The organism is Bradyrhizobium sp. USDA 3256 (genome assembly GCF_054058275.1).
In genome coordinates this window covers 3,599,018-3,611,504 of sequence record NZ_JBSSAE010000002.1, presented here as the reverse complement: position 1 = coordinate 3,611,504, position 12,487 = coordinate 3,599,018, and the positions used below count along the sequence as shown (strand labels likewise).

General features: G+C 65.6%; 13 protein-coding genes and 1 pseudogene. 5 read left to right on the top strand and 9 right to left on the bottom strand.

Features of this window, described 5'->3' with window-relative positions:
* Positions 1-4: 4 nt before the first annotated feature.
* The 8 genes from nadC to ACVWY5_RS18665 form a co-directional block, all read right to left on the bottom strand.
* A complete protein-coding gene (gene nadC / locus ACVWY5_RS18700; RefSeq protein WP_028352123.1) occupies positions 5-856 on the bottom strand; it encodes a carboxylating nicotinate-nucleotide diphosphorylase in 852 nt (283 codons plus the stop codon).
* The gene (locus ACVWY5_RS18695; RefSeq protein ID WP_028333922.1) at positions 853-2,403 is read right to left on the bottom strand and encodes an L-aspartate oxidase; all 1,551 of its coding nucleotides are present in this window, start codon (positions 2,401-2,403) and stop codon (positions 853-855) included. Before ACVWY5_RS18695 ends, nadC begins: the two co-directional genes overlap by 4 nt.
* Complete coding sequence (gene nadA / locus ACVWY5_RS18690; protein WP_028333923.1) at positions 2,400-3,386, bottom strand: quinolinate synthase NadA; 987 nt, start codon at positions 3,384-3,386, stop codon at positions 2,400-2,402. Before nadA ends, ACVWY5_RS18695 begins: the two co-directional genes overlap by 4 nt.
* Before the next feature lie 54 nt (positions 3,387-3,440).
* Positions 3,441-4,397, bottom strand: a complete 957-nt coding sequence (locus tag ACVWY5_RS18685) for an NUDIX hydrolase (RefSeq protein WP_028333924.1) — start codon at positions 4,395-4,397, stop codon at positions 3,441-3,443.
* Between the two features lie 14 nt (positions 4,398-4,411).
* A complete protein-coding gene (locus ACVWY5_RS18680) occupies positions 4,412-4,819 on the bottom strand; it encodes a hypothetical protein (protein ID WP_028333925.1) in 408 nt (135 codons plus the stop codon).
* 156 nt (positions 4,820-4,975) lie between these two features.
* On the bottom strand, positions 4,976-6,256 hold the full coding sequence (locus ACVWY5_RS18675; RefSeq protein ID WP_028333926.1) for an O-acetylhomoserine aminocarboxypropyltransferase: 1,281 nt from the start codon (positions 6,254-6,256) through the stop codon (positions 4,976-4,978).
* A gap of 148 nt (positions 6,257-6,404) precedes the next feature.
* Entirely contained in the window at positions 6,405-6,989 is a 585-nt protein-coding gene (locus ACVWY5_RS18670; RefSeq protein WP_028333927.1) for a CoA-binding protein, read from the bottom strand.
* A 106-nt stretch (positions 6,990-7,095) separates the two neighbouring features.
* On the bottom strand, positions 7,096-7,923 hold the full coding sequence (locus ACVWY5_RS18665) for an enoyl-CoA hydratase (RefSeq protein WP_028333928.1): 828 nt from the start codon (positions 7,921-7,923) through the stop codon (positions 7,096-7,098).
* Between the two features lie 70 nt (positions 7,924-7,993).
* On the opposite strand from ACVWY5_RS18665, the gene ACVWY5_RS18660 reads away from it, so the two are divergent.
* The 5 genes from ACVWY5_RS18660 (at position 7,994) to ACVWY5_RS18640 (ending at position 11,262) form a co-directional block, all read left to right on the top strand.
* Positions 7,994-8,422, top strand: a complete 429-nt coding sequence (locus ACVWY5_RS18660; RefSeq protein WP_028333929.1) for a PaaI family thioesterase — start codon at positions 7,994-7,996, stop codon at positions 8,420-8,422.
* A gap of 153 nt (positions 8,423-8,575) precedes the next feature.
* The gene (gene rplM / locus ACVWY5_RS18655; protein ID WP_016840522.1) at positions 8,576-9,040 is read left to right on the top strand and encodes a 50S ribosomal protein L13; all 465 of its coding nucleotides are present in this window, start codon (positions 8,576-8,578) and stop codon (positions 9,038-9,040) included.
* Entirely contained in the window at positions 9,040-9,516 is a 477-nt protein-coding gene (rpsI, locus tag ACVWY5_RS18650; protein WP_028333930.1) for a 30S ribosomal protein S9, read from the top strand. The genes rplM and rpsI overlap by 1 nt, the downstream gene beginning before the upstream one ends.
* Before the next feature lie 247 nt (positions 9,517-9,763).
* The gene (locus tag ACVWY5_RS18645; protein ID WP_028333931.1) at positions 9,764-10,981 is read left to right on the top strand and encodes a GGDEF domain-containing protein; all 1,218 of its coding nucleotides are present in this window, start codon (positions 9,764-9,766) and stop codon (positions 10,979-10,981) included.
* A gap of 44 nt (positions 10,982-11,025) precedes the next feature.
* The gene (locus ACVWY5_RS18640) at positions 11,026-11,262 is read left to right on the top strand and encodes a hypothetical protein (RefSeq protein ID WP_028333932.1); all 237 of its coding nucleotides are present in this window, start codon (positions 11,026-11,028) and stop codon (positions 11,260-11,262) included.
* 67 nt (positions 11,263-11,329) lie between these two features.
* Here ACVWY5_RS18640 and ACVWY5_RS18635 read toward each other — a convergent pair.
* Positions 11,330-12,468, bottom strand: a pseudogene (locus ACVWY5_RS18635) (AI-2E family transporter).
* Positions 12,469-12,487: the final 19 nt, after the last annotated feature.

Sequence of the window (12,487 nt, the reverse complement as noted above, 5' to 3'; positions counted from 1 at the left end):
TCGATCAGGAGAGATAGTCGAGCCCGATATCGAGCGCGGCCGAGCTGTGGGTCACCCAGCCGACCGAGATCAAATCGACGCCGGTGGCGGCAATCGCCGCGGCCGTCGCCGCCGTGATGCGGCCGGAGGCTTCGGTGATCGCTTTGCCGCGCGCCATGTCCACCGCCTGGCTGAGCTGCTCGGTCGTCATGTTGTCGAGCAGCACCGCGTCGACGCCGAGCGTCAGCGCCTCCTCGAGCTGCGACAGCGTGTCGACCTCGACCTCGATCTTGACGAGATGGCCGGCATTGGCCTTGGCGCGCTCGATCGCGGTGCGGATGCCGCCGGCGAGCGCGATGTGGTTGTCCTTGATCAGCACGGCATCGTCGAGGCCGAAGCGGTGATTGCCGCCGCCGCCGGCGCGCACCGCATATTTCTCCAGCGCCCGCAGTCCCGGCGTGGTCTTGCGGGTGCAGACGATCTGCGCGCGGGTGCCCGCCACGGCCTTGACCAGCGTGGCGGTTGCAGTGGCGACACCGCTCAGATGGCAGAGGAAGTTGAGCGCGGTCCGCTCGGCGGTGAGCAGGCTGCGGGCCGGGCCGTCGATGATCGCGATGACCTGGTCGGGTTCGACCGCGCTGCCATCGGGCCGTTCGGCGCGCAGCGTGATGGCCGGCGATACCGTCTGGAAGGCTGACCGCGCGACGTCGAGCCCGGCGATCACGCCGGGCTGCCGCGCGCGCATCACCAGCCGCGCCTGCTGGCCGGCCGGCACGATCGCGTCCGCGGTGATATCGCCGGCGCGGCCGAGATCCTCGCGCAGCGCAGTCTGCACGATCGGCTCATAGATCAGCGGCAACAGGGGATTGAGGGTCATGACAGGGCACTCCTGGCAAATGGCGTGGATTCGACGATGTCGCGCGCGGCGGCGAGTGCATCGGCGCGGGTAAGGGACGACGGAACGGCCGACGCAGCAGTGTGCGGGAAATCGCTGCGGAAATGGCCGCCGCGGCTTTCCTCACGCCGGATGGCGGCAACCGCGACCATCAATCCGACCAATGCTGCATCGGACGCCGCACTGTGACCGCATGCGAGTGGATAGAGGCTGCGGATCGCGCGGGCGATCCCGTCGCGGTCGCGCAGCACACCGAGGCCTTGGGTGAGGATCGGTCGCACGGCAGAAGGATCGGAAGCCTGTGGCATCGCATCGTCGCGCAGCATGGCGCGCGGGCCCGCACTCACGCTTTCGATACTCTCGGCGACCCAGCGCGCGCAGACGATCGCTTCCATCAGCGAGTTGCTGGCGAGCCGGTTGGCGCCGTGCAACCCGGTGCGCGCGGCCTCGCCGCAGGCCCACAGGCCCTGCACCGTGCTGCGGCCAAAACCGTCAACCGTGATGCCGCCCATGTGGTAGTGAACCGCCGGCCGGATCGGGATCGGATCATGCGCGGGATCGATGCCGGCCATCTTGCAGAACGCGCTGATCACGGGATAGCGCTGGGTAAACTCCGCGCCCGGATGTTCGCGCGCGTCGAGGAAGGTGCGATGTCCCGCGGCGCGGTGGCGCCACACGGCGCGCGCGACGATATCGCGTGGCGCAAGCTCGGCGCCGGGCTGATTGGCCATAAAACGCCGGCCGGTCTCGTCGATCAAGACCGCGCCATCGCCGCGGATCGCCTCGGTCAGCAGCGGCATCGGGCGCGACGGCCCGTCGAACGCAGTCGGATGAAACTGGACGAACTCGATGTCCGACAGTTTTGCGCCGGCATGTGCGGCAAGCGCGAGCCCCTGGCCGAAACATCCGCCGGGATTGGTGCTGTCGGCGAACAACCCGCCGATGCCGCCGGTTGCGATCACCACGCGGTTGGTTGCGATCGTCAGCGCGCCACGGTCGCTCGCTGCAAGCACACCCCTGACCGCATTGTCCTCGATGATCAGCCGGCGCGCCTCGACGCCTTCCAGCAGTGTGATCGACGGCGTCTGGCGGACCGCCGCGATCAGCGCGCGCATGATCTCCCGGCCGGTGCCGTCGCCAGTGGCGTGGACGATGCGGTTGCGGCGGTGTGCGGCCTCGAGCCCGAGGCGCCAGCTGCCGTCGGCGTGCCGGTCGAAGGCGACGCCGAGCCTCGCCAGCTGCTCGACGGCTGCGGGCGCGGCGTGGACGATCCGGCTCGCGGCGGCCGCGTCGCAAAGGCCGGCGCCGGCCGCGAGCGTATCGGCGAGATGCAGGGCAGGGCTGTCATCGGCGCCGACCGGTGCGGCAAGGCCGCCCTGAGCCCACATGCTGGAAGCTTCCGCGCCGAGCGGCGATTTCGACAGCAGCACGACCGGCTCGGGGGCTAGCTGAAGCGCGGTCATCAGCCCGGCGGCACCGCCGCCGATGATCACCGGGCGGCCGTTGAGATCGGAGATATCAATGCTCATATCGCCAGCATCCTTTCGACACTCTTGCGCGCGCGATCGGCGATCGCGGGGTCGATGGTGACCTCGTGCTGGTTGGTCTCCAGCGCGTGACGGATGTTCTTCAGCGTGATCCGCTTCATGTGCGGACAGAGATTGCAGGGGCGGACGAAGTCGACATCGGGATTTCTGGCCGCGATGTTGTCGCTCATCGAGCATTCCGTCAGCAGCACGACGCGCGGCGGACGCTTGGTCTCGACGAACGACTGCATCGCCGCCGTCGACCCCGCAAAGTCCGCCTCGGCGACCACCTCGGGCGGGCATTCCGGATGCGCCAGGACGGTGACATCGGGGTAATTCTCGCGCAGCTGCCGCACGTCATCGGCGGTGAACAGCTCGTGCACCTCGCAGTGGCCCTTCCAGGCGATGATCTTCTTGCTGGTTTGCCTGGCGATGTTCTGCGCCAGATATTCATCAGGGAGCATGATGACGCGCTCGGCGCCGAGCGATTCAACGACCCTTAGCGCATTGCCCGACGTGCAGCAGATGTCGGACTCCGCCTTCACCGCGGTCGAGGTGTTGACGTAGGCGACCACGGGCGCATCCGAATAGCGCGCGCGCATCAGCCGCACGTCCTGCGCCGTGATGGAATCCGCCAGCGAGCAGCCGGCTTTGAGGTCGGGGATCAGCACGGTCTTGGCCGGATTAAGCAGCTTTGCCGTTTCGGCCATGAAATGCACGCCGGCGAGCACGATGACATCGGCATCGACCTTGGTCGCCTCACGCGCGAGCAACAGGCTGTCGCCGACGATATCGGCGACGCCATGGAAGATCTCCGGCGTCTGATAGTTGTGCGCCAGCACCACCGCATTGCGGCGGCGTTTCAGCGCAAGGATCGCATCGACGTCCTCGGCGAAAGTCGCCCATTCGAACGGCGGGATGACGCGCTTGACGCGCTCATAGAGCGGCGCGGTGCGGGTGAGCAGATCGGTATCGAGTGCAACCATTTATACTCTCCGTGAGCATAAGATGGCTTATACTTATCCTGAGCATAAGGCGTGTCAAGTGCGCGAAAGCGGGAGCTTGGTGCCGGCGACAGCCCGCTCGGCCAGCACGGCATGGCGGAAGCGGAATAGCTTGGCCGGCCGGCCGACGGTATCGGCGGCCATTGCGCCAGTCTCTTCAACGAGTTCCTGCTGCTCGATCAGCCGGCGGAAGTTCTGTTTGTGGACCAGCCGGCCTGCGAGCGCCTCAACACTGCGTTGCAGTTGCAGCAGGGTGAACTCGGCCGGCATCAGCTCGAATACCACCGGACGGTATTTGATCTTGGCGCGCAGCCGCGCGATCCCGGTCGCGAGAATGCGGCGATGATCCGCCGTCATCGGCTTGCCCGGCACGACCGGCGCCTCGTGGCCATGCCCGCGTCCGGCTTCCGGGATCAGCGCGGCCTCGTAGAGCAGCTCATAGCGCTGCAGTACCAGCTCCTCGTTCCAGTCGCGATCGTCGAGGCCAAAGGTGATGGCGCAGCGCTGCCAGCGCTCGCGCTGCAGCGTCGGTGACGGCGCGGCCTTCGCCCAAGTTTTCAGCTTCGGCGCGATCGTCTTGGCCAGGAAGGCCGGCGCGCCGGCGCGATGATCCTCCCAAGGGAAGTAGTCGTACCAGCCGGACCAGTGCGCCTCAAAGCCTTCGCCGACACGATCCTCGCGGGTCAGGCCGAGATAGCTGATCGAGACGCTGTGCGGCCCCTTGGCATCACCGGAGCGGCCGCGGTCGGCAAAGGTGTAGAGCTGCTCGACATAGCCGAGCGGGTGGCCGGTCTGCGCTTCGACCCAGGCCCGCAGCGCGGTCTGCAGCGAGCGATGGGTGAACTCGAACGGGCCGCTCGGCAGCGCGGAGCCGCCGGCGATAGTCATGATCTTCGGCGTGCCCTCGGTGACGGCGACCAGCACCGCGACGAGATCGGCGGTCACCGCGTTCCCCGAAGCCGGTGCGCTGGATTTCTGCGGCGATCTGGCCACGCGATCGTTCCGCGCTAGCAGTAGCCGTAGACGCCGCAGGCGTAGGGCAGGCGATCCCAATAGGTCACGTAGGCACCGCCGTAATACGGGCCGAAATAGTTGTAGGAGTGCCAGTTGCCGTAATAGCCGGGCAGCGACGACGACCCCGGCAGCAGCGGTTCGCCGGGCACGAACGGGATGTACGGCTCGGAATTGAGCGGGATCACCACGGGCTGCTCGACGACCACAAGCTGTCGTCCGCGCCGCACATAGGTCGGCGATGTGATGGTGGTGCGGTAGGCGTAATGCCGGCGCGGCAGGCCCGCCGGCAGCTGGCGCGCAGCCTTGACGGTCGCGCTCTTGGCGACGGCCGGGCCGTCGGCGGCGTCAGCAGGCGGGATCGCAAATAATGCGATCGCGAGCGGCAATGTCCAGCGCAGCATCAATGGTCTCCCGAATCAACGGAGCCTATCACTGACACTTTAAGCCGGATTGAACGTTAACGAGAGGCCCGTCGGTATTAAGCGTTAACGGGAGGTCCGTCGCTTTGGGCAAGCTTCCGGAGCGATGCGGCGCACCGCTCCGGAACAATTGCGGGATCAGGCGCGCAGGGCCTGGTCGAGGTCGGCGATCAGGTCTTCCTTGTCCTCGATGCCGATCGAAAGCCGTACCACCTCGGGCGCCGCGCCCGACTTCACCTTGGCGGCGTCGTCGAGCTGGCTGTGGGTGGTGGAGGCCGGATGGATCACCAGCGAGCGGGTGTCGCCGACATTGGCGAGATGCGAGAACAGCTGCAGGTTCGACACCAGATTGACGCCCGCGTCATAGCCGCCCTTCAGGCTGAAGGTGAACACCGCGCCGGCGCCTTTCGGCGCGTATTTGCGCTGCAAGGCGTTGTACCTGTCGCCGGGCAGGCCGGCATAGTTCACCGCCGACACGGCGGGGTGGGTGGAGAGGAATTCCGCCACCGCCTTGGCGTTGTCGCAGTGCTTCTGCATGCGCAGCGGCAGCGTCTCGATGCCGGTCAGGATCATGAAGGCGTTGAACGGCGACAGCGCGGGGCCGAGGTCGCGCAGGCCAAGCACGCGGCAGGCGATCGCGAAGGCGAAGTTGCCGAAGGTCTCCTGGATCCGGATGCCGTGATATTCCGGGCGCGGCTCGCTCAGCATCGGATATTTGTTGTCCTTCGACCAGTCGAAGGTGCCGGCATCGACGATGATGCCACCGAGCGAGTTGCCGTGACCGCCGAGAAACTTGGTCAGGGAGTGCACGACGATGTCGGCGCCGTGATCGATCGGCTTGATCAGATAGGGCGAGGCCAGCGTGTTGTCGACGATCAGCGGCACGCCGGCCTTGCGCGCAACGGCCGCGATCGCCTCGATATCAGTGATGCTGCCGGCCGGGTTGGCGATCGACTCGATGAAGATCGCCTTGGTGTGCGGCGTAACCGCGCGCTCGAAGCTTTCGATCTCATCGGGATCGGCCCAGGCCACATTCCAGCCAAACGCCTTGAACGCATGCGTGAACTGGTTGATCGAGCCACCATAGAGCTTGCGTGCCGCGATGATCTCATCGCCGGGCTTCAACAGCTGCTGCAGCACGACGAGCTGCGCCGCGTGCCCGGAGGCGACGGCGAGCGCCGCGGTGCCGCCTTCAAGGGCTGCGACACGTTCCTCGAGCACGGCATTGGTCGGGTTGCCGATGCGGGTATAGATGTTGCCGAATGCCTGCAGGCCGAACAGCGAGGCCGCATGGTCGGCGTCGTTGAAGACGAATGACGTGGTCTGGTAGATCGGCGTCGCCCGCGCGCCGGTGGTGGGATCAGGCTGCGCGCCGGCGTGCACGGCGAGGGTGGAAAATCCCGGAAGGCGATCGGTCATTCTTTAGTATCCTGTTGTGGCCTGGTCGAAACGCGCGGCATGCTGATGGCGGCGGCGCCCGCCGTCAAGCGAGTTGGGCACATCGCCAGTTTCTGGAGGGGCATCCCGCGCTATACCGGATGATCGCAGCGATTATTCCGCCGCGATGTCAGGTCGTCTCGGTTTTGTTCTTTGCCGCGCGGTCGGATGCCGCAGTCTGACCGCCGCCGAAGCTCGTGCGATTGAGCGACAGCCGCATGCCCTGCGTCGGGATCGGCGCGCGCTTGGAACTCAGCGTGCGCGAGTTGACGCCCATCCACGAGATCTCCGACGACAGCCGGCCATACTCGATCTTCGGGCAGCGGTTCATCACCACCTTGAGGCCCGCGGCTTCCGCCTTCTCGGCGGCGGCATCGTCGCGCGCGCCAAGCTGCATCCAGATCACCTTCGGCAGCGGTGACAATTTCAGCGCCTCCTCGACGACGGGCATGATGTGGCTCGAATTGCGGAAGATGTCGATCATGTCGATCGGGCGATCGATGTCCGCAAGCGAGGCGACGAATGCCTTGCCCATCAGCGTCTTGCCGACATGGCCGGGGTTGACCGGGATCATGTCGTAGCCGCGCTGCGCCAGATATTTGAATGCGAAATAGCTCGGCCGCACATTGACCGGCGAGGCGCCGACCATCGCGATGGTCTTGACGTTGTTCAGGATGCTGCGGATGTAATTGTCGTCGTAGGCGTCGTGATTCATTTTTCTTCCGGGTTTGTCATTCCGGGGCTCGCGCAGCGAGAACCCGGAATCTCGAGATTCCGGGTCTGGTGCTAACGCACCATCCCGGAATGACGACCTCAGGTCGTCACTTGTCCTGCCACTTCGGATCGCGCTTCTCGATGAAGGCGCCGATGCCTTCCTCGGCGTCGCGCGCCATCATGTTCTCGGTCATCACCTCGGCGGCGAAGCGATAGGCGTCGGCGAGGTTCATCTCGGCCTGGCGATAGAACGCTTCTTTGCCGAGCTTGACGGTGTAGGCCGATTTCAGCGCGACCTTCTCGGCCAGCGCGATCGCGGCGTCGCGTTCGGTGCCCGCGGATACCACGCGGTTGACGAGGCCGATGCCCAGCGCCGTTGCCGCCGAGACCGGCTCTCCGGTCAGCAGCATCTCCATCGCCTGCTTGCGCGGCACGTTGCGCGACAGCGCGACCATCGGCGTCGAGCAGAACAGCCCGATGTCGACGCCCGGCGTCGCGAACGCCGCCGCTTCGGAGGCGACCGCGAGGTCGCAGCTTGCGACGAGCTGGCAGCCGGCCGCGGTGGCGATGCCCTGGACGGATGCCACCACCGGCTTCGGCAGGCGCACGATGGCCTGCATCATCGCGCTGCAGGCGTTCATGATTTGCGCGAAATAGGCGCGGCCGCGGTCGGCATCGCTACGGCGCCCGGTAAGCTCCTTGAGGTCGTGGCCGGCGCAGAACGCCGGGCCGTTGGCGGCGAGCACGACGGCACGGATGCGCTTGTCGTCACTGATCTCGTTCAGTGCGGCGTGCAGCTCGCCGATCAGGCCCTCGGAGAGGCTGTTGCGCGCTCCGGGGCGATTGAGCGTTAGTAGCGCGATACTGCCGACGGTCTCACGCAGCAGGATCGGCTGGTGTTGCGGCGCTTCGGCGCGGGCGGCTTGGGCGGACATGGTGAAATTCCACTTTGGTCTCTGTGACAACTTAATGTAACAGGCAGGCTGAAGCGAGGGCAGGGACGGCATGGCGACTGCGAAAATGAGCGTGGCTGAGGTGGAAGAGTTCCTGCGGAGGGAATTCCCGCAGGCGTTCGTCCACGACGATGTCCGGATCGAAAGCGCCGACGGCGAGACCGCCCTGCTGCGCCAGCGCTTTAGCGAGCGCATGCTGCGGCCGGGCGGTACGGTGTCCGGGCCGACCCTGATGGGCCTGGCAGATTTCGCGATGTACGTGGTGCTGCTGTCGGCGATCGGACCGGTCGGCCTTGCCGTGACCACCAACCTCAACATCAACTTCCTGCGCAAGGGCCAGCCGGGGCAGGACGTGCTCGCGGTGGCGAGGCTACTCAAGCTCGGCAAGCGGCTCGCGGTCGGCGAGGTCAACCTGCTGTCCGGCTCGTCTCCCGATCCGATAGCCCATGTCACGGCGACCTATTCCATTCCAAATCAATAGGCTTTTCTACGGTATTATTGTACCATATTTGCAAGCCGTTGTTTTTTCTGATGTAATTTGAGCGCGTGGGCGTTGACGCGCGATCGCGGCTTCTCTAGAAAGCTGCCCAGTTCGGCGCATACGGCGCCGATTTCTTTTTCACGGATTTCACACATGAGCACGTTCTCGGCCAAGCCCGCCGAAGTGACGAAGAAGTGGGTCGTGATCGACGCCAAGGGTCTGGTCGTCGGTCGTCTCGCCACGCTCGTCGCGATGCGCCTGCGCGGCAAACACCTGCCCACCTACACCCCGCATGTCGATTGCGGCGACAACGTCATCATCGTCAACGCCGCGCATGTGGTGCTGACCGGTCGCAAGCGCGACCAGAAGACCTACTACAAGCACACCGGCTTCATCGGTGGCATCAAGGAGCGCACCGCAAAGCAGATCCTCGAGGGTCGCTTTCCCGAGCGCGTCGTCGAGAAGGCGATCGAGCGCATGATCCCGCGCGGTCCGCTCGGCCGCATGCAGATGGGCAATCTGCGCGTCTATCCGGGTGCCGATCATCCGCATGAAGCGCAGAGCCCCGAGAAGGTCGATATCGCTTCCCTGAATCGCAAGAACACGAGGGCCGCATAATGTCCGATACGTTGCAGTCCCTCGACCAGCTCTCGCAGGTCAAGCCGGCCGCGCCCGACGCGCCGAAATACGTCAAGAAGGTCGACAAGTACAACCGCGCCTACGCCACCGGCAAGCGCAAGGACGCGGTCGCCCGCGTCTGGGTCAAGCCGGGCTCCGGCAAGATCTCGGTCAACACCCGCGAGTTCGAAGTCTACTTTGCCCGCCCGGTGCTGCGCATGATGATCCAGCAGCCGCTGGTCGCTGCCGCCCGCAACGGCCAGTACGACGTGATCTGCACCGTCGCCGGCGGCGGTCTCTCCGGCCAGGCTGGTGCTGTCCGACACGGCATCTCAAAGGCGCTGACCAACTTCGAGCCCGAGTTGCGCGGCGTCCTCAAGAAGGGCGGCTTCCTGACCCGCGACAGCCGCTCGGTCGAGCGCAAGAAGTACGGCAAGGCGAAGGCCCGCAAGTCCTTCCAGTTCTCGAAGCGCTAATTCGAGTTCTAAAATTCGCGGCAATTGCCGCGGGCATCGAGTTGCAAAGGGCGCCGCGAGGCGCCCTTTTTGCTGCGTCCAACCGGCCGTGCTTCCGCGAATTAGCGCAGTTTTTCATGAAAACTTGCGTGTGCGTGCAAACGAAATTGGAACTCGCACCTTCTAGCTTGCGGGCTCGCAGTGGCGCTGCATCACCGTATTTATTTGCGCCTGCGAACGTTGCATCACACCGGGCTGGGGTGAGTTCATGTCGTTCGATCCATCGACACTTTATTTGTTCGCCACCATGGTCGCGGGCATGCTCGGCGCCATGCTGTGGTTGTTCGGCAGGCAGGAGAACATTTCCGCGCTGAAATGGTGGGGCACCGCCTATCTGCTCGGCGCGGCCTCGGTCGCGGTCTGGACGGTCGGCAGTTCGACCCTCGATCCGATGGTTCTGCTGGGCCTCAATGCGATCGGTTTCGCCGCCTGCGGCCTAGTCTGGAATGCCGCGCGCATTTTCCACGGCCGCAAGGCCAATCTGCTGGGCCTCGTGCTCGGCCCGATCGCATGGATCGGGGCGGTGACGACGGTTGAGGATCCTGCGATGCGCCTGACGATCGGCGCCGGGATCGTCGCGATCTACGCCGCGCTGACCGCCTCCGAACTGTGGAGCGAGCGCCGCCGCGCGATGCAGCGGCGCTGGCTTGCGATCGTCATCCCGGTCGCGCACGGTTGCGTCCTGATGCTGCCGATCCTGGTCGGCGACCTGCTGCGATTGAACGGCCAGAATTTCGTCTCCAGCTTTTGGGTCACGCTGTTTTCGATCGAACTCGTGCTGTACGCGATCGGTACGGTGTTCGTGATCTTCATGATGGTGTCGGACCGCGCGGTAGCCGTGCACAAGACGGCTGCGTCGATCGATCCCTTGAGCGGCATGCTCAACCGCCGCGGCTTCACCGAGGCCTGCGCCCGGGTGATCGAGCGCGAGTCCGTTGCTGGCCGGCCGGTCACCGTGATGATCTTCGACATCGATCACTTCAAGTCGATCAACGACCGCTTCGGCCATCCCGCGGGTGACGAGATCCTGAAGCTGTTCTCCGCCGTCGTGGTCAACAGTCTCAGGATCAGCGATCTGTCGGGGCGGATCGGCGGCGAGGAATTTGCGGCGCTGCTGCCGTGCTCGCTGGAGGAGGGGGTGCTGGTCGCCGAGCGCGTGCGCGAAGCCTTCGAGAACAGCAACATCAACTGCGAGGAAGGCGCGGTCGACACCACGGTCAGCATCGGCGTCGCCGGCGGCCCCGCCGGCACCGAGCTCGAGGTGCTGTTGGCCTCGGCAGACACCGCGCTCTACCAGGCCAAGCGCGGCGGCCGCAACCGCGTCGAGGCGGCGGAAGAATTGCCGCTCTCGCTGGAGAACTGGCGGCGCAAGACCGCGGGCCTGCCGGCTTCGGCGCGGCAAAGGCCGGCGAGCGTCCGGGCATGAATGCGGTAACGAGTGGTTAACCATTCGATCCCATGCTTTCGGGCATGGAGTCGATCCGCACCCGCAATCCGCAGTCAGCCCTGATGTCGCTCGAAGCCGACGCGGTTTCGGCGCGCAGCGGTTTCGCCTGCCTGTTCTCGGACTCCCACGAATACGAGACCGCGCTGATTGCCGAACGGCGCGCGCAGGGGCGATACCAGCCGCCGAAGAGTCGCTGGCCGATGGTGATGCTGGCCGGCGTGATGCTGATGGTCGCGGGAACGGTGCTGCTGCTCTCCTGACGTGCTTGATTTTTGTTTTGACGCGTTTTCTTCACGCGAACCGGTGCCCACTTCGCTTGAAAACGCTCTAAGCGGCCCGGGCCGGATCCTCCGTCTTGAAGTGGTCGATCATCACCTTGGCGATAGCCATCAGCGGCAGCGCCAGCGCCAGCCCCCAGATGCCGAACACGACGCCGAGCAGGATCTGGAACGCGAACAGCGTGGCCGGCGGGATGTCGAGCGCCTGGCGCTGGATGATCGGTGTCAGCACGTAGCTTTCCAGCGCGTGGACGCCGAGGAACAGGATGAAGGCCGACAGCGCCGCGATCCATCCGGTCGCAAGGCTCGCCAGCACCACGATCAGCCCGCCGAGGATCGCGCCGACGGTCGGAATGAAGGCGAGCAGGCCGGCCTGGATGCCGAGGATGAACGAGCTCGGAATGCCGATGATGGCAAGCCCGATCCAGGTGACGAGGAACACCGCCATCATCGTGATGATCTGCGCGATCAGCCAGCGCTCCAGCGTCTCGCCGATGCGGTCGACGATGACGGTCGCCTGCGCGCGGTACTTCGCCGGCGCGATGAACAGCAGCCCGGCGCGGTAGATGCTGGGCTGGGCCGCGAAGGCGAGCCCGAGAAACAGCACGATGAAGAAGTTGCCGACGACGCTGACGGTGCCGAGCAGCACCTTCAGCGTCTGGCTGATGATGGCGCCGCCGCTTGAGGCCAGCGCACCGGCGCCGGGGATGCCATGGGACTGGGACGGCGCGGGGGTGTCGTCGTCGTTGTCGTCACGGCGGTGCCTTCGCCCTTCGCCTCGCCCGCGGCATTGGTGAAATCGAGATAGCTGGTATCGACCCCGTGCTGTTCGAGGAAGTCCTTGACGCTGCCGAGCTGCGATTTGATCGTGTTGCTCAGCACCGTGGCCTGCTGCGCGATCGTGGTGCCGCCGAGGAACACGATGCCGGACAGCAGCCCGGCCATCGCCAGGCAGACGATCGCTAGCCGCAACGCGTGGGGCAGCTTGGTCAGCCGGCCGAGCAGGGTGGTCATCGCATTGAGGGCGACCCCGAGCAGCATGCCTGCGAACAGCAGGAACAGCGTCGCGGCGAAATGCCAGGCGAAGGTCAGCAGGGCAGCGAACAGCACCACGCCGATGCCGCCGACGGCGATCGCCCATGCCAAGTCGTTACGGGCTTGCAGGCGATTGTCAGCCGAGTCTGTCACGGGTGATTCCCCCTTCGCG

Coding starts and splice junctions, on each gene's coding strand:
- ACVWY5_RS18660 (WP_028333929.1), top strand. CDS start 7,994: ATGGCGACTGCGAAAATGAGCGTGGCTGAGGTGGAAGAGTTCCTGCGG.
- ACVWY5_RS18675 (WP_028333926.1), bottom strand. CDS start 6,256: ATGACCGATCGCCTTCCGGGATTTTCCACCCTCGCCGTGCACGCCGGC.
- ACVWY5_RS18640 (WP_028333932.1), top strand. CDS start 11,026: ATGGAGTCGATCCGCACCCGCAATCCGCAGTCAGCCCTGATGTCGCTC.
- nadC (WP_028352123.1), bottom strand. CDS start 856: ATGACCCTCAATCCCCTGTTGCCGCTGATCTATGAGCCGATCGTGCAG.
- ACVWY5_RS18680 (WP_028333925.1), bottom strand. CDS start 4,819: ATGCTGCGCTGGACATTGCCGCTCGCGATCGCATTATTTGCGATCCCG.
- ACVWY5_RS18670 (WP_028333927.1), bottom strand. CDS start 6,989: ATGAATCACGACGCCTACGACGACAATTACATCCGCAGCATCCTGAAC.
- ACVWY5_RS18645 (WP_028333931.1), top strand. CDS start 9,764: ATGTCGTTCGATCCATCGACACTTTATTTGTTCGCCACCATGGTCGCG.
- ACVWY5_RS18695 (WP_028333922.1), bottom strand. CDS start 2,403: ATGAGCATTGATATCTCCGATCTCAACGGCCGCCCGGTGATCATCGGC.
- ACVWY5_RS18665 (WP_028333928.1), bottom strand. CDS start 7,923: ATGTCCGCCCAAGCCGCCCGCGCCGAAGCGCCGCAACACCAGCCGATC.
- nadA (WP_028333923.1), bottom strand. CDS start 3,386: ATGGTTGCACTCGATACCGATCTGCTCACCCGCACCGCGCCGCTCTAT.
- rpsI (WP_028333930.1), top strand. CDS start 9,040: ATGTCCGATACGTTGCAGTCCCTCGACCAGCTCTCGCAGGTCAAGCCG.
- rplM (WP_016840522.1), top strand. CDS start 8,576: ATGAGCACGTTCTCGGCCAAGCCCGCCGAAGTGACGAAGAAGTGGGTC.